General features: G+C 42.4%; 17 protein-coding genes and 2 riboswitches. Of the genes, 13 read left to right on the top strand and 4 right to left on the bottom strand.

From position 1 onward, the window contains the following. The first annotated feature begins 18 nt into the window (after positions 1 to 18). Positions 19 to 843: a CheR family methyltransferase gene (locus tag LLY41_RS21155; RefSeq protein WP_304586523.1), complete on the top strand. Its 825-nt coding sequence runs from the start codon at positions 19 to 21 to the stop codon at positions 841 to 843. A 102-nt stretch (positions 844 to 945) separates the two neighbouring features. Here LLY41_RS21155 and LLY41_RS21150 read toward each other — a convergent pair whose 3' ends face one another. After that, positions 946 to 2,088: a fused response regulator/phosphatase gene (locus tag LLY41_RS21150; protein WP_304586522.1), complete on the bottom strand. Its 1,143-nt coding sequence runs from the start codon at positions 2,086 to 2,088 to the stop codon at positions 946 to 948. 336 nt (positions 2,089 to 2,424) lie between these two features. Between LLY41_RS21150 and LLY41_RS21145 the strand changes: the two genes are divergently transcribed. From LLY41_RS21145 to LLY41_RS21125, 5 genes are all read left to right on the top strand, one after another. Beyond that, positions 2,425 to 3,789, top strand: a complete 1,365-nt coding sequence (locus tag LLY41_RS21145) for an aspartate kinase (protein ID WP_304586521.1) — start codon at positions 2,425 to 2,427, stop codon at positions 3,787 to 3,789. 463 nt (positions 3,790 to 4,252) lie between these two features. After that, positions 4,253 to 4,891, top strand: a complete 639-nt coding sequence (locus LLY41_RS21140) for a glycosyltransferase (protein WP_304586520.1) — start codon at positions 4,253 to 4,255, stop codon at positions 4,889 to 4,891. Positions 4,892 to 5,024: 133 nt separating this feature from the next. Then, positions 5,025 to 6,284 (top strand): MFS transporter, encoded by a 1,260-nt coding sequence (locus LLY41_RS21135; RefSeq protein ID WP_304586519.1) that lies wholly within the window; start codon positions 5,025 to 5,027, stop codon positions 6,282 to 6,284. 87 nt (positions 6,285 to 6,371) lie between these two features. Further along, positions 6,372 to 6,472, top strand: a riboswitch (glycine riboswitch). 138 nt (positions 6,473 to 6,610) lie between these two features. Further along, a complete protein-coding gene (gene purU, locus LLY41_RS21130; protein ID WP_304586518.1) occupies positions 6,611 to 7,477 on the top strand; it encodes a formyltetrahydrofolate deformylase in 867 nt (288 codons plus the stop codon). A gap of 293 nt (positions 7,478 to 7,770) precedes the next feature. Next, positions 7,771 to 7,896 (top strand): FbpB family small basic protein, encoded by a 126-nt coding sequence (locus tag LLY41_RS21125; RefSeq protein ID WP_304586517.1) that lies wholly within the window; start codon positions 7,771 to 7,773, stop codon positions 7,894 to 7,896. Positions 7,897 to 8,128: 232 nt separating this feature from the next. Here the strand turns inward: LLY41_RS21125 and LLY41_RS21120 are convergent, their stop codons facing one another. Beyond that, complete coding sequence (locus LLY41_RS21120; RefSeq protein WP_304586516.1) at positions 8,129 to 8,446, bottom strand: hypothetical protein; 318 nt, start codon at positions 8,444 to 8,446, stop codon at positions 8,129 to 8,131. A gap of 306 nt (positions 8,447 to 8,752) precedes the next feature. Here LLY41_RS21120 and LLY41_RS21115 point away from each other — a divergent pair, with 306 nt between their 5' ends. The 4 genes from LLY41_RS21115 to LLY41_RS21100 all read left to right on the top strand — a co-directional run bounded on the left by LLY41_RS21115 (position 8,753) and on the right by LLY41_RS21100 (position 11,342). Continuing rightward, positions 8,753 to 9,748, top strand: coding sequence for a hypothetical protein (locus LLY41_RS21115; RefSeq protein ID WP_304586515.1), 996 nt, complete (start codon positions 8,753 to 8,755; stop codon positions 9,746 to 9,748). A gap of 323 nt (positions 9,749 to 10,071) precedes the next feature. After that, positions 10,072 to 10,197 (top strand): FbpB family small basic protein, encoded by a 126-nt coding sequence (locus tag LLY41_RS21110; RefSeq protein WP_304586514.1) that lies wholly within the window; start codon positions 10,072 to 10,074, stop codon positions 10,195 to 10,197. A 14-nt stretch (positions 10,198 to 10,211) separates the two neighbouring features. Next, positions 10,212 to 10,994, top strand: a complete 783-nt coding sequence (locus LLY41_RS21105) for a TerC family protein (protein ID WP_304586513.1) — start codon at positions 10,212 to 10,214, stop codon at positions 10,992 to 10,994. A gap of 210 nt (positions 10,995 to 11,204) precedes the next feature. Then, the gene (locus LLY41_RS21100) at positions 11,205 to 11,342 is read left to right on the top strand and encodes a hypothetical protein (RefSeq protein WP_304586512.1); all 138 of its coding nucleotides are present in this window, start codon (positions 11,205 to 11,207) and stop codon (positions 11,340 to 11,342) included. 62 nt (positions 11,343 to 11,404) lie between these two features. Here LLY41_RS21100 and LLY41_RS21095 read toward each other — a convergent pair whose 3' ends face one another. Together LLY41_RS21095 and LLY41_RS21090 are read right to left on the bottom strand one after the other, a co-directional pair. Beyond that, positions 11,405 to 11,791 carry a DUF2512 family protein gene (locus tag LLY41_RS21095; RefSeq protein ID WP_304586511.1) on the bottom strand — a complete coding sequence of 129 codons (387 nt, stop codon included), beginning with the start codon at positions 11,789 to 11,791 and terminating at the stop codon, positions 11,405 to 11,407. Between the two features lie 84 nt (positions 11,792 to 11,875). Next, positions 11,876 to 12,247 (bottom strand): PaaI family thioesterase, encoded by a 372-nt coding sequence (locus tag LLY41_RS21090; protein ID WP_304586510.1) that lies wholly within the window; start codon positions 12,245 to 12,247, stop codon positions 11,876 to 11,878. Positions 12,248 to 12,561: 314 nt separating this feature from the next. On the opposite strand from LLY41_RS21090, the gene LLY41_RS21085 reads away from it, so the two are divergent. From LLY41_RS21085 to thiW, 3 genes are all read left to right on the top strand, one after another. Continuing rightward, a complete protein-coding gene (locus LLY41_RS21085; RefSeq protein WP_304586509.1) occupies positions 12,562 to 13,671 on the top strand; it encodes an alpha-hydroxy-acid oxidizing protein in 1,110 nt (369 codons plus the stop codon). 103 nt (positions 13,672 to 13,774) lie between these two features. Further along, a complete protein-coding gene (locus LLY41_RS21080; RefSeq protein ID WP_304586508.1) occupies positions 13,775 to 14,158 on the top strand; it encodes a DUF302 domain-containing protein in 384 nt (127 codons plus the stop codon). 69 nt (positions 14,159 to 14,227) lie between these two features. Continuing rightward, a riboswitch (TPP riboswitch) is annotated at positions 14,228 to 14,343 on the top strand. Positions 14,344 to 14,458: 115 nt separating this feature from the next. Then, positions 14,459 to 14,947 carry an energy coupling factor transporter S component ThiW gene (gene thiW / locus LLY41_RS21075; RefSeq protein ID WP_304586507.1) on the top strand — a complete coding sequence of 163 codons (489 nt, stop codon included), beginning with the start codon at positions 14,459 to 14,461 and terminating at the stop codon, positions 14,945 to 14,947. The last annotated feature ends 75 nt before the right edge of the window (positions 14,948 to 15,022 follow it).

Raw genomic sequence — 15,022 nt, 5'->3', positions numbered from 1 at the left:
ATTCTCGAAAGTTGAGGAATGAAGGAATTGAAAAAGGAAGAATTAGAAATAGAATTGCTTTTAAAGGCTATATATAGTTTATCCGGATATGATTTCCGGCAATATATGCGCTCATCAATTGCCAGGAGAATTCAAAATCGTATAAGCAGGGATCGGCTTCCCAGCATAACAAGCCTCACGGAAAAGGTGATACATGAAGAGGGGTATCTGCAAAAGGTACTGAGCGATTTTTCAATCAATGTGACAGAAATGTTCCGGGATCCTTCTTTTTTTAAAGCTTTTCGGAATGAAGTTGTCCCGATGCTCAGGGAATTGCCGGAGATCAGAATTTGGCATGCAGGCTGTTCGACTGGGGAAGAAGCGTACTCCATGTCTATTTTGATGGAAGAAGAGGGACTGGGAGAACGAACGAAGATTTACGCCACAGACATCAATGAAAAGGTGCTTAAAAAGGCAGAGAGCGGAATAATCCCGCTGCAAAAAATGCAGCTCTATACAAAGAATTACATTATGGCAGGCGGAAAAAAATCCTTTTCTGAATACTACACAACCGATTGTGAAGCAGCTTATCTGAATGCATCCCTGCTTGATCGAATGGTTTTTGCCCAGCATAATCTGGTGACTGATGGCTCCTTTAATGAATTTCATGTGATTATGTGCCGCAATGTAATGATTTATTTTAATACAGACCTGCAAAGCCACGTTTTTAATCTATTTAATGAAAGCCTCAGCATGGGCGGTTTTCTGGGGCTTGGCAGCAAGGAAGCGCTGCGGATGGAGGAGCCTGTATTTGAAGAAATTAACCTGCAGGAAAAGATTTTCAGGAAAAGGGGTCTTGTATAAAAAAGCGAAATCGCCTTACCCGTTCTTATTTTGAAATAAAAATGAGTGCCAGTCCCTTTCAAGGGGATTAGCACTCATTTTTTTTGAAAATATGTATAGACCCTAATCTGCCTGAATCAGAACAACACACATATCATCATCAGCACTGGCCTGCTGCTGCTTAGTCAGTATCATATCGATTGGCTCTGCTGTTCTGGCTGCATTCCAGTGAAACGATGCGAAGCGCTGAAGATACTCACATGGATTGAGATTATTCTGCTCTACTGCTTCTTCCACCCCGTCTGTAAACAAGAGCAGCTGAATGGAGTCTGTATAGGGAATTGTTTCTTTTTGTATTGTAATATCTTCAAAAAAACCGACTGCACACATATTGCTGGATAAGCTGACCATCTCATCTTTGTCTACAAGTGCATATCCGGCTGGATGTCCGGCATTTACATACTCGATTGTTTTGTCATTTTTATTAAGGACGAGGTAAATAGCTGTAAAATAATATGGAATTCGCTGATTGCGCTGGTTAAGGGAATTCATCCAACGATTTAATTCGTTCATGACGTATTCAGGATCACTGCATGTTCTGATGGCATCTCTTAGAACAGAAGAGATAAACATGCATACAAGAGAAGCTGAAATTCCGTGGCCCATCATATCCAGCTGTATGGCAGCATAGCGATGGTCATCTATCTGGTGCCAGTAATACATATCTCCTGCAAGTTTGTTGGCTGGCAGGTAGGAGGCCTTTAACAGTGTGTGTTCATGATAAATCGGTTCGCTCAGCATGCTGGTTTGCACCTGCATGGATAAATCCAATTCATTTCTGATTTTATTTTCCTGCTCCTTATGCCAGTCCTTCTCATATTTAAGCCTTAAGGCAGCACGAATGCGGGCAAGGAGCTCCGTTTTATTAATGGGCTTCATTACATAATCGGTCCCGCCCGCATCAAGAGCTTCTGCAACTTTATTTGAGTCCTCCAATGCAGTTACAAAAATCACCGGAATATCCTTCAAATGTGGAATCTGCTGAAGCCGGCGGCATGCTTCAATTCCATCCATTTCGGGCATCATTATATCCATCAGAATCACGTCTGCTTTTATATCAGCTGAAAAAGGTGAATATCCCTGGAGATGCAAAAACATATCCTTAGCAGAAGAAAACGTTAAATGTTCTTTATACCCGGCGCGTTTTAATATATGTTGAATTACAAATAAGTTGGCTTGATTATCGTCCACAACTAGGATTCCCATAGACTTTTTCCCTTCCCGTGTTTTTACGATTTAATTCTTTATATAAATATCCTTAACATATACCCTATTTTGGGAGAGTGAAAACCACCAAATTTATCATTTTTTGCTTTAGTTACTCACCAAATTAAATTTAAATTGTAAGCGTTTTCTTTTATTTTCTTGAAATAATATTATTTAACGGTGTAATCATAAAAAACAAGGAAAATTATTATATTTGTATATTTAAGTGTGTTTTTAGGGTGAACATTTGTTTTTGTAGGGTAGAATTTTCTCTTGATTTCTGTGAGGATAAGAGTAAAATAAAGATTAAATTTTCAGAGATTGGGAGATGTCAGGATGAAAGTGGTGAAGTTCGGAGGATCTTCTTTAGCATCAGGAAAGCAAATCGAGAAGGTATTCAATATTGTAAATGCAGATCCAGAGCGGAAGATCATTGTTGTCTCGGCTCCTGGAAAGCGATTTTCAGAGGATGACAAGGTTACTGATTTATTAATCGCATGTGCAGAGAAACGGATTCAAGGGGAAGCAGCAGATGATTTGGCAGAAGCTGTACTGGATCGGTATGACCAAATCGCTGATGAATTAGAGCTTGGTCGGGAAATTAAAGATATCATCAGGGAGGATCTTATTGCGAGGCTTTCCAGTGATACGCATGATCCTGAAGTTTTCATGGATTTGATTAAAGCGAGCGGTGAAGATAACAACGCTAAGCTTGTAGCAGCCTATTTTCAGCAACAGGGGATAAAAGCAAAATATGTGAGCCCGAAAGAAGCGGGATTGCTTGTCAGTCCGGAGCCCGGCAACGCTCAAGTGCTTCCTGAAGCATATGACAGGCTGCTTGCATTAAGGGAGCAGGACGGGATCATCATCTTTCCGGGTTTCTTTGGATATTGCAGGGATGGCCGGGTCTTTACATTTTCAAGAAGCGGATCGGATGTGACAGGCTCCATTTTAGCTGGTGCAGCCAAGGCGGATTTATATGAAAATTTTACAGATGTGGATGCGGTCTATTCGGTAAATCCCTTTATTGTAGAAAGCCCTAGAGAAATCAAAGAATTGACATACCGGGAAATGCGGGAGCTTTCTTATGCAGGCTTTACTGTCCTGCATGATGAAGCACTTGTCCCGGCATTTCGGGCCGGAATTCCTGTGCAAATAAAAAATACTAATAATCCGTCTGCTCCCGGCACCAGGATTGTGAACGAGCGGGATAAGACGAACGGACCTGTGATCGGGATTGCCAGTGATCAGGGATTCTGCAGCATTTATGTCGGCAAATACTTAATGAACAGGGAAGTCGGCTTTGGGAGGAGGCTGCTGACCATTTTGGAAGAGTATGGCCTCAGCTATGAGCATACACCATCAGGAATTGATGACATCTCCATTATCCTGCGGGAAAACCAATTTACTGATGGGATGGAGGAGGAAATTCTGAGTCGCATACAGCATGAACTTCAAGCAGATGAAGTGAAAATCCAGCACAGTCTTTCTCTTATTATGGTGGTTGGAGAGGGGATGCGCCAGAACATCGGAACGATGGCCCGTGCCTCCAAAGCGCTCGCAAAAGCGAAAGTCAATATGGAAATGATCAATCAGGGCTCCTCTGAAGTGAGCATGATGTTTGGCGTCCAGGCAGTGGATGAAGTACGTGCGGTACAGGCACTTTATAATGAGTTTTTTGCTGCGGTGGCAGCGGTGTGATCATTTTGTGAAGGTAAATCTGTTTATAAGAAAGGCTGTTTTCGCAAAGTTTGTTGCTATTTATATTATATTTACTGAGTTGATTGTAGTGGAAGGTGCGAGATCCTCGAAAATGCATTCGCATTTTCTTCGTGCGGTGTTTACTCAAGGTAGCATATTCAAAGTCCTACGGGAGTAGCGGGACAGGTGAGACCCCACAGACGCGCAGCGTCGAGGAGGCTCACCGCCCGCCCCGTGGAAAGCGAGCAACCTGGAGCGGAAATCAACGGACAACATTGATAAGCGAAAAACAACAATTTATACGAAAAGAGCCAAAGTAAATAGGCTGTATATGCAAATCAATCAAACGTTTGATTGAAAAAGCTTGGGGCATTAGCCTCGGGCTTTATTTTTTTGGAATGAAAAAATCGTAAGATAATCAAAATAAGAAGGAAGCTTTTTCAATCAGGAAGGAGAAAAGGAAATGAAGAAATTACTGATCATAGGAATAATGCTGCTCATGCCTCTGAATATGCTGGCAGCTCCGGGCAGTGCAGCTGCACAAAAACCGTGTCTCACCCAATCAGAGGTAAAGTTTGAAAACGAATTCCGCAAGCTTTGGATCGACCATGTATTATGGACAAGCAACTATATTACAAGTGCGACTACAGCCGGAGCGGAGGATCAGAAGCAGGTATTGGCCCGGCTGCTTAAAAATCAGGAGGACATAGGGAATTCCATCAAGCCTTATTACGGAGAAGCTGCAGGAGCTAAGCTGACAGAACTGCTTAAAGAGCATATTGTCATTGCGGGTGATATTGTGGAGGCAGCCAAGAGCGGACAGGGAGCAAAGGTTAACCAGCTGAACAAAGAATGGTATCGCAATGCCGATGATATCGCTGCTTTTCTAAGCGGAGCCAATCCAAATCTGAAAAATGAAGATGTGAAAAAACTGCTCTATAAGCATTTGGAATTAGTAACAGACGATCTGACAGCAAGTCTTGTTAAGGATTGGGATGCAAGAATTGTTTCGATTGATGAGGGAGTGTCGCATATTATTATGATGGCAGATGCCATTTCTGATGCGGTTGTGAAGCAATTCCCGGACAAATTTAAAGGGTAACTACAAGAAGCTTCAGCACATGCTGGAGCTTCTCTTTTTTCCTTTGACAAAGCAGCCTGTCTCATTATAAGCTATTTAGCGTGCCGAAAAAAACAATGTAAATTTTTCACATATAGAAGGAGGGGTATCCGTTTTGTCAGGGGATCAAAAGAAAAAGATGATCATTTTGATGATCAATATGTTTATTGCAATCGGAAGCTTTGGGATTATTATTCCGATTTTGCCGGCTTATCTGGAATCCATTAATCAGGGAGGAACGGCAGCAGGCCTGATGATTGCTATTTTTGCGGGTGCCCAGCTGATTTTTTCTCCCATTGCGGGGAAATGGGCTGACCAGTACGGCCGCAGAAAGATGATTATTTACGGGTTAGCTGGTTTAACATTATCTATGCTTGTCTTTTATGCAGTAGATTCCATTTGGCTGCTTTACTTTTCACGTGTCATTGGAGGCATTGGAGCTGCCTTGCTGATTCCGGCTATCTTTGCTTACATTGCTGATATTACTACCATGGAGCAGCGTGCAAAAGGGAATGGCCTTGTATCAGCTGCGATGTCACTTGGAATTGTGGTTGGACCCGGGATTGGCGGGTTTTTGGCAGACTTCGGCCTGAAAATGCCATTTCTGATTTCAGCGCTTGTATCTCTAGTGGCTGTTCTATTCTCCATTGTGCTCCTCGAAGAAAGCAGCACATTAAAGACCGTACCCGGAGAGATGCCAGAAGAGGAACCAATGGTCAAGAAGCTGGCAATGTCTGTTAAGAAGCCTTATTTTATTCCTCTAGTCATTACATTGGTGATGAGCTTTGGATTAATGGCTTATGAATCAGTTCTGGGGCTTTATCTGGATAATGAATTTGCTGCCACTCCGCAGGAAATAGCGGTAATGGTGACTTCAACGGGGATCATTAGTGTTATTGTACAGTTGTTTGTAGTCGATCGGGTGGTTAGGAGATTCGGAGAAGGAAAGGTACTGAATATCTTTTTAGCTGTTGCAGCGTCAGGATTCCTAGTCTCACTGTTTGCGGGCAGCTATGCGCTTTTCTTCGTTATTTCGCTGATCATTTTCCTTGCAACTTCCATTCTGCGCCCGGTTTTAACCACGCTGATCTCAAAGATGGCCGGTAATGAACAGGGATTTGCGATGGGAATGAACAATGCTTATATGAGCATTGGTAACGTTCTGGGGCCAACGATTGCCGGTGTCCTTTACGATGTACGGATAACCTATCCGTTTGTTCTCGGTCTGGCATTATTGATTGTTACGTTATTTATCACGGCTGCATGGCAAAAAGGGAGCCAAAACCGAAGGCAGCTGTGTAGAAAAAGGCTTGGAGACATTGTCTTCAAGCTTTTCTTTTCCCAAAGTAAATCAGCTATAAAAGACAGGCTGTGAATTGTGGCAATTTTGTGAAAGAAAGCTAGTTCGATTGACATAAGTTAAAAAATATATTATTCTGAAAATAACAAAAATATTGAGCGAATGACGGCTGCGGGAGAGAGCATACAGTAGCCACCGAAGGAGCAAGCTTCAAAAATACCCTTGAAGCCAATCTCTCAGGTAGACAGAACCTCAGTCGGACGCATCTCTGGAGAGCGCGCATGGACTATGCGACACCAAAGGGGTCAAACTCTCAGGTAAAAGGACAGAGAAGGGGGATAAAGAAGCCGCCTTTTTTCTGTCCTTTTTTTATGGATGGCAAGGCAGTTGGAGGAATCTAGATGAATACAAATATTAACGCGAACCGGGCGACATTGCTGATATCCTGTCCAGAGAGACCAGGCATCATCTCCACAGTCTCTAACTTTCTGCTGGAGCATAACGCAAACATTGTGCATTTTGACCAGCACACAACCGATCCGCTGGCAGGCATCTTCTTTATGCGGATTGAATTCGATATGAATCATTTTGATGAGTCCTTTTCAAAATTGAAAGAGGATCTGCCTGAAATGGCCAGGGAGTACTCTATGGAGTGGAAGCTGAGCGGCAAAGGCGAGCGCAAGCGGATGGCCATATTTGTTTCTAAAATGGATCACTGTCTGCTCGAGCTGCTGTGGCGCTGGAAATCAAAGGAGCTTGAAGTGGATATTCCCTTAGTGATCAGCAATCACCCTGACATGAGGGAAGTGGTGGAGGGTTTCGGAATACCATATCATCATGTTCCGATTACGCCGGATACTAAAGCGGAAGCTGAGCAAAAGGCGGTTGAGCTGCTGGATGGAAACGCGGATTTCATTGTGCTGGCGAGATATATGCAGATTCTTTCGCCGAGCTTTATTTCCAAATATCCAAACAGAATTATCAATATCCATCACAGCTTTCTGCCGGCCTTCGTGGGAGCCAATCCTTATGCACGGGCGTTTAACCGCGGAGTCAAGCTGATTGGGGCAACCGCCCATTATGTAACAAATGATTTGGATGAAGGGCCGATCATTGAGCAGGATGTCCAGCGGGTTAACCACCGGCACACTGCACAGGATCTCAAAATTGCCGGAAGGCATGTGGAGAGGCAGGTCCTCGCCCAGGCAGTCGCCTGGCACGTCGAAGACAAAGTCATAGTGCATGGCAATAAGACGATTGTTTTTTAAGAGGACTTTCAATAAGGCTGTTTTCGCAGGATTTGTTGCTTATTAAATATTATTTACTGAGTTGATTGTAGCGGAAGGTGCGAGACTCCAGCGGGAGTAGCGGGACAGGTGAGACCCCGCAGACGCGCAGCGTAGAGGAGGCTCACCGCCCGCCCCGCGGAAAGCGAGCATCCTGGAGCGGAAATCAACGGACAACATTGAAAGGCAAAAAACAACAATTTATACGAAAAGAGCCTTCAATAAAGATCTTGCATCAAGAAGATTTCCAACATCATGAGAGAAGGTGAGCAGAAATGAAAAAGAAAAAGTTATCAATGCTTGAATTGATTAAGGTTAATAAAGAAGAACTTTTAAAAGATCGCAGTGAGCTTGAGAAGATCGAAAAAAAGTTAGACGATAAATATGCAAAAGCACAGTAAGAAAGTACACCCGGCCTGGGAATAAAATAGGCCGGGTTTTTAAATGAATTAAAAACGCCCAGGGAATCCCCGGGCGCCAACTTCTTATTTTTGTCTAAAGAAATCTGTGAAAGCATGGTACATTTCCATTCCCTGATAAAAGAACAGGCTGGAAGCTGTTAATGAAAATAACCCAATCATTAAAAATCTAATCCACATTATGTCTTCCTCCTTTAATTGTTTTGCTGAACAATTAAGGAGCTTGAATGACATAATTCGCCTCGTAGAAAATTGGAGTATAAAATATCTTTTTCCTGCGGGCAATGTGCAGAGCACTATATACAAAAAGGATAACTGTCAGAATTGTAATGGATAAAGAGATGATGTCCAAAGTGAAGATCTGCTTTTTGGGATCATCTTTTAATAGGAAGCTCTCGGTAAAGTCTGAAACTGTTACCGCTTTGCTTTGGTCCATCGGAATGTCATTATAATGGACACCAGGATATTGGGTAATGAGAAAGGATAAAAACACAAACAACAGTAAAAGTGACATTACCTGGCGTTTCCTCATTCCCTCACCCCTTTTCAAGATTATAACTAACATCATAACCACTATTTATAGATTAGTAAACTAAAAGATTTTGACAGGATTCAACTGTTTTTTTACTACTGGCACGGGAGATTGAAGGAATTTGAGAGAAGAGTATTGCATGAAAGGGTAAGGTTATAATAAAAGATACAAAACCTACACTTATGTGAATGATTTCACATAATGTTCATTTTTGAATAATCCATAAGACTAAAAAGTATATTATATTAATACTGTACTTATATTGTTTATATAATTTTAAATGCCATCAAGGAGGCACAATACATCATGAAAAAAATATTTCAGTTATTATTAATATCAGGCTTAGTCATGACACCTTTTTTTACAAGCGCTCATGTGAAATGGTTCACGAATGTGGCGCCTCAAAAGGAAACCATTGAAAATATATTATCACCTTTATTTATGGGACTGGCCCTGGCGGCTGCGATTGTCCTTGCGCTAATGACAATGATTATCCCAAAGACATCGCAATGGGCCAAAGTCCAAAAGCTTGATGACTGGCTCTCAGGGTTCCGCAAATACAGCAGATATATCCTGAAGTATGGAACTGCTGCGGCATTAATCATACAGGTAACGAACGGAACATTGTTTGCGCCTGAATTTCATTTAACCAGCACGATTGCTATGATATTAACGTGGGCAGCGATTGGTTTTCTGCTAATTCCTCATCATATTTCAACAAAGGCCGGGGCCGTTATTTTACTGGGGCTGTTTGTGTACGTAACCATGCACAATGGTATTTTCCATATGCTTGATTATGGATATTATGTTGCCATTATTGGAGTCCTCATGGTCGGCAGCACGAAGCTGGAGAAGGTTGGATTTCCATTCTTATATTTGGGCACAGGTTTATCTTTATGCTGGGTTGCTGTCGAAAAATGGGTCTATCCAAGTATGTCTCTGGATATTGTAGCCAATCATGGAGTCCCGACATTCGGCTTTGCACCTGCTGCATTCGTGGTTATGGCTGCATTCATTGAGTTTGTAGTCGGTTACCTTCTTGTAGTAGGGATTCTTAACCGTGTAGTTGGCTTCGTCGTGACAGTTATTTTCATCACGACCACAATGCTGTTTGGCATGACAGAAGTGATCGGGCATTTTATGATCCATATTGTGCTGATTATTTTCATCATTGAAGGGGTGTCTTTCTATAACCCACCGATCAAACTGCACAAAACCAAAACAGATCAATTTGTGTTTGTATTCCTGAACTTTATTTTCGTCCTTGCGACATTCATTTTAATTTACTACCGATTTGCTTAAGCATTGACAATTTCAACAAAATGGAATATGATTAATATAAATAGTTGAATAGTTTCTCCTAAAGGGGAGTAGCTTTTACAGCAGAGTCGTCATTTCGGAGTTAAGAGCTCCCGGCTTTGTTGGCAACCTTACCGTTGTTAGCAAGACCTTTGCCTGTTTCAGGTAAAGGTCTTTTTTGTTTTTTTAAAACCTTTACCGCTTGCTGGTAGAGGTTTTTTTATTGCCTGATATAGCTTGGCAATGAAAATCCTCAATCGACATAACTGCAGGGAAACAGTGCGAAGCTTTCAATACTTAAAAAAATAGAAGGAAAGGAGACCAAGATGAAAAAAGCTAAGATATCATTTGCTGAATTAATTAAGAAAAACAAAGAAGAGATGCTGAGAGACCAAGCAATGCTTGAGAAAATTGAAAAGCGTTTAGACGAAAAATACACAAAGGTGAAATAAGAGAGGGTGCTTAAATGGAATTATCACTAATACTTGAGTATGGATGGGTGCTGCTGCTGCTTGTGGCGCTGGAGGGTTTATTGGCTGCTGATAACGCGTTGGTCCTGGCGATTATGGTTAAGCATCTTCCGGAGGAACAGAGGAAGAAGGCTTTATTCTACGGGTTAGCCGGAGCGTTTGTTTTCCGCTTTGGATCGTTATTTGCAATTTCATATTTAGTAGATGTATGGCAGGTTCAAGCGATTGGAGCACTTTATCTTCTGTTCATCGCGGCTAATCATATATTAAGAAAGTTTCTTGTGAAAAAAGGCGAGGAAGAAGCAGAGATCACTAAACCCAAAAAACCATCAGGCTTTTGGCTGACTGTTTTTAAAGTAGAGCTTGCTGATATTGCTTTCGCTGTAGACTCTATTCTGGCTGCAGTAGCCCTGGCTGTAGCTCTTCCGGATTCAGGACTTGGCCATGTAGGCGGGCTTGACGGCGGAAAGTTCTTTGTCATCTTTGCCGGTGGTATGATCGGGTTGATCATTATGCGCTTTGCTGCAAACCTCTTTGTGGACCTTCTTCACAGGAGACCTGGTCTTGAGATTGCAGCGTTTGGTATTGTCGGATGGGTTGGTGTTAAACTGGCTGTTTATACAATGTCCCATCCTGCGCTGGCAATCCTGCCTGAAGGATTTGCCAAGTCGACCGGATGGAAAGTTACTTTTTATATAGTCTTAATTGGTATCGCATTAGCTGGATGGTTCCTTTCCAAGGAAAAACAAGAAGTGCCAGCAGAGGAAAAAGCAAGCTGATCTTAAACAGGGCGGAGATTATCCTCCCTGTTTTTTTAATGAGCACAATTCAATCAAACGTTTGATTGAATTGTGCTGGCCCCTGTTCCAGCCTTCCAGAACATCTAGACAGATCTTTAAATCTGTACAGGGCAGGCAAAATTTATGAGTGAGATGCAATAAAAGGGTAAATATTAATTTAGAGAAACGGAATGAAAGGAGCAAAATAAATTGGCTAAGAGAGATGAGCAAAATACCAAACAGTCACAAGGTCCAAAAGAGGAGAGGGAGCTTATCAATGAATTTGGAAAACATGAAGGGGATCAGCCGGTTCCGCAGCCTAAGGATTATGATGAGATCGAATACTAAATCAATTTATCCACAATGGTAATAAAGAATAAAAGAGACCCTGCAAGAGGTCTCTTCAAATATTATTCACGTCCATCATAATCAAAAACATGTTTATCCAAGTAGACATGGAAGAACCATTCACCTGCACCTATCAAAAGAGCCGAGATAAATGCCGCCACTGCCAAGTCGTCTTTCCCTGATGCTATTAATTCGCCTAAAAGCCAGATGACAACAAAGCCTAAACCAATGTTATATATGGTCGCAATGGTATTCCTTTTCGTATGCTCTGTTTCGTCACCGGACATACGGAATTTCATCATATCCCCAATTACATAAGCCGCTAGAGTGAGAATGAAACTAATAATAAGTGTTTCCATAAAGCTGATATCATAAATTCCAGTTAAAATAATTCCAAGCACAGCTGTAATCATAACAAATTTAATCAATATCGCTTTAATATGCTCCATGTTGAAATCCTCCCTCTTGTTTTTTGTAACTTTACCCGAAGACAGGGGGGATAATCATTGGATTACAAAAAATTGGAAGTCTTCCTAGATAGATGCAAAAATTCCCGATGCTCTGGCAACCACCTGATTCTGATCGTTATAAATCAGGCAATCTGTGTGGCTGAGTGTCCGTCCTCTTTTCACAAGGTGAGCATCGGCAACAAGGTATTCACCTGTGGCCCCCTTTAAGAAACTGACTTTCAAGTCAGCGGTAACCACGGATTGCATCTGGTTTTCATTCGGCTCAAAGATATTCCCCATTGCTACGTCCGCAAGTGTGGAAATGATCCCTCCATGCACCAGCCCGGCGCTGTTAATAAAGAGCGGCTGGATGGGCAAAGTGACTTTCATTTTGCTTTCACTGATTCTTTCGTAATGGAATTTCAGAAATTCATCAAAAGGCTGTTTGATTAGCATTTGTTACACTCCAATTTCTTTTAGTTAAAATGGTTATTCCCGATTTTTTGTGAAATCCCTGCTAATTTTTAGAGAAGAGGCTCTAAAATTGTTTCATCGCAGTCTAACGGGCAGTAAGACCCTCACTTCAAGACTCAGAGGAATCAAAGGAGGATAAGTGGGGGTCAAACTGCCCGTAAAGGCCCGATTGGTTCAACTAACAATCAGTGGGGGATAAGGAAAACCCCCACTGATTGAAGTTTCACTTTATAGTTTCTTAAAATCTAAAAAAATGATATTATTTTCAATAAATTCAAAAAAAGGCAGGGTGGAAGATGGTAAAAGTAGAGAATATTAGTTTCGCAGAAAACTTTCCTATTTCATTTAAGGAACTGGAAGAAGAAGCAGAGAAAGTAATGGGAGCAGGCGGATTTGGCTATGTCCAATCTGGAGCCGGCGGAGAAGAAACTCTGAAAAAGAATATCGAATCCTTTGCCAAATACTCAATTGTCCCGAGAATGCTAAGGGATGTTTCAGTGCCGGATATAAGTGTGAATTTATTTGGTAAAACGTATCCTTACCCGGTATTCCTTGCGCCCATTGGAATGCAACGTCTTGAACATAGTGAGGGTGAGCTGGCATCTGCCCGGGCGGCAGCTTCGTTTGGAGTTCCTTTTATCCATAGCACAGTATCCAGTTATTCCATTGAAGAAATAGCTAAGGCCACAGGCTCGAGTCCTAAATGGTTCCAATTATATTGGTCCAATTATGAAGAAGTCTCCTTCAGTATGGTTCGCCGTGCAGAGGAAGCAGGGTATGAGGCGATTGTGTTAACGGTTGATACGGTGATGATGGGATGGAGGGAAGCCGATTTAAGAAACAATTTTTCCCCGTTAAAGCTTGGTTATGGAAAAGCAAATTATGAAAGCGATCCAGTCTTTATGGCTTCTCTCCAGGACGGTGATGTCGTACAGGGAATCCTTGATAATATTCATCATCCAACATTAAGCTGGGAGCATATTTCCAGATTGAAAGAGAAATCCAGCCTGCCAATCTTATTAAAGGGCATTCTCCACCCTGAAGATGCCAGGCTGGCAGTAGAAAGAGGGATAGACGGAATCATTGTCTCCAATCATGGCGGCAGACAGCTCGATGGAGTGATTGCAGCAATTGATGCGCTTGAACCGATTGCGAAGGAAGTTAGAGGAAGGATTCCAGTATTGTTTGACAGCGGCATTCGCCGGGGCTCAGATGTGGTTAAAGCTCTGGCACTGGGAGCTGACGCCGTTTGTCTGGGGCGGCCGTATGTGTACGGCTTGGCCATTGGCGGACAGGAAGGAGTTGAAAAAGTGCTTGCCAACTTTATAGAAGAAACAAAAGTGTCGCTTTCTCTGGCAGGGGTGGGGAGTTTGAAGGATATTACTGGCCTGCAGTTAATTCGATAAAGCTTTCTTAAAAAAGGTTGGCTTGTTGACAGCGGAGCATGTGTTTAATAGTATACCTGTAGGGGTACATGATTAATATACCAAGACTAAAGGAGATGCAGTTATGTTCGATTACACAGCTGAAACCGAAAAATCGATTGAAGAAGCGATATCCTCACTGGAAGGAAGTCTGAAGGAAGAAAAGTTCGGAGTTCTATGGCAGTTTAATGTTCAGGAGAAGCTGAAGGAAAAAGGCTTGGAATATAATGAGGCATTCCATGTTTTAGAGGTATGTAATCCGAATGAAGCACATCGCGTTTTAACACAGAATAAAATGGCCGGTTACTTCCTGCCTTGTAAAATAGTCGTCTATGAAGACAAGGGCAAAACGAAAATCGGGATGCCTAAGCCGACAAGTATGATTGAGCTAATCAATGACGAATCTGTTCAAAGCTTTGCAGCAGAAATTGAAGAGCGCTTAATCCAGTGCATCAGGAAAAGTATATAAGTTAAAAGTTTGATGACAGTGCCGGAATAATTTGTTAAGCTTGAAACAGCTTATCAAATTAAATATCTATGTAACTACTAGGGGTGCCCCGAATGTGCGGGCTGAGAGGAAAGCGCTTATAGCTTTTCGACTCTTATGGACCTGATCTGGTTAATGCCAGCGGAGGGAAGTAGGATTTGACAATTTTGTCGATTCATATACTTAAACCAAGCCGGGTCCTTTGTGGGGATCCGGCTTTTTTGTATACATACTTCTCATCCTGATAAGCAATCAGGCTGCCCTTTTAGAAAGGAGGTTTAGATGAACAGAACCCGATTGTTAACTACGATGGCTTTATTTACGGCGATTGGGACACTTGGATCCCATTTGCTCTGGTTCCCGGCAGGTATAGCCAAAGCCTATCCGGTCCAGCATGCGGTGAATGTATTGGCCGCGGTGACCCTTGGCCCCTTGCCTGCAGCAGTCGTCGCTTTTATGATTGCTTTGCTGCGTAATTTGCTTGGATTCGGGACGCTGCTTGCGTTTCCAGGCGGCATGATCGGTGCGTTTTTGGCTGGTGTCTTTTATGTGAAGTTCGGCCGGAAAATATGGGCTGTAGTGGGAGAGGTGACAGGCACAGGCATAATCGGTGCTTTGTTTGCCGTTCCGTACGCAAAGTTACTCATGGGCAGTGCAGCTGGTGCATTTTTCTTTGTGCCGCCGTTTCTGGTCAGCAGCATTGCCGGTGCGGCGATAGGCTGGATGGTGTTAGTGAAGGTTAAAGAGAAGAATTTGGTTCAGAATATGTGATGATTTTGGGCTGGAGAAGCTAGTTGAGTAAGCAGGTAAGCGAGTGCAGCATAGCAATCTGACTTTATGAGCATT

Origin of the sequence: Cytobacillus firmus, from assembly GCF_023612095.1 — a bacterium.
Taxonomy (GTDB): domain Bacteria; phylum Bacillota; class Bacilli; order Bacillales; family Cytobacillaceae; genus Cytobacillus.
The sequence above is the reverse complement of the archived record's forward strand: the minus strand, read 5'-3'. Positions and strand labels throughout refer to the sequence as shown.

Coding starts and splice junctions, on each gene's coding strand:
- LLY41_RS21105 (WP_304586513.1), top strand. CDS start 10,212: ATGGAATTATCACTAATACTTGAGTATGGATGGGTGCTGCTGCTGCTT.
- LLY41_RS21150 (WP_304586522.1), bottom strand. CDS start 2,088: ATGGGAATCCTAGTTGTGGACGATAATCAAGCCAACTTATTTGTAATT.
- LLY41_RS21155 (WP_304586523.1), top strand. CDS start 19: ATGAAGGAATTGAAAAAGGAAGAATTAGAAATAGAATTGCTTTTAAAG.
- LLY41_RS21120 (WP_304586516.1), bottom strand. CDS start 8,446: ATGAGGAAACGCCAGGTAATGTCACTTTTACTGTTGTTTGTGTTTTTA.
- LLY41_RS21145 (WP_304586521.1), top strand. CDS start 2,425: ATGAAAGTGGTGAAGTTCGGAGGATCTTCTTTAGCATCAGGAAAGCAA.
- LLY41_RS21095 (WP_304586511.1), bottom strand. CDS start 11,791: ATGGAGCATATTAAAGCGATATTGATTAAATTTGTTATGATTACAGCT.
- LLY41_RS21115 (WP_304586515.1), top strand. CDS start 8,753: ATGAAAAAAATATTTCAGTTATTATTAATATCAGGCTTAGTCATGACA.
- LLY41_RS21125 (WP_304586517.1), top strand. CDS start 7,771: ATGAAAAAGAAAAAGTTATCAATGCTTGAATTGATTAAGGTTAATAAA.
- LLY41_RS21080 (WP_304586508.1), top strand. CDS start 13,775: ATGTTCGATTACACAGCTGAAACCGAAAAATCGATTGAAGAAGCGATA.
- LLY41_RS21090 (WP_304586510.1), bottom strand. CDS start 12,247: ATGCTAATCAAACAGCCTTTTGATGAATTTCTGAAATTCCATTACGAA.
- LLY41_RS21110 (WP_304586514.1), top strand. CDS start 10,072: ATGAAAAAAGCTAAGATATCATTTGCTGAATTAATTAAGAAAAACAAA.
- LLY41_RS21140 (WP_304586520.1), top strand. CDS start 4,253: ATGAAGAAATTACTGATCATAGGAATAATGCTGCTCATGCCTCTGAAT.
- purU (WP_304586518.1), top strand. CDS start 6,611: ATGAATACAAATATTAACGCGAACCGGGCGACATTGCTGATATCCTGT.
- LLY41_RS21085 (WP_304586509.1), top strand. CDS start 12,562: ATGGTAAAAGTAGAGAATATTAGTTTCGCAGAAAACTTTCCTATTTCA.
- thiW (WP_304586507.1), top strand. CDS start 14,459: ATGAACAGAACCCGATTGTTAACTACGATGGCTTTATTTACGGCGATT.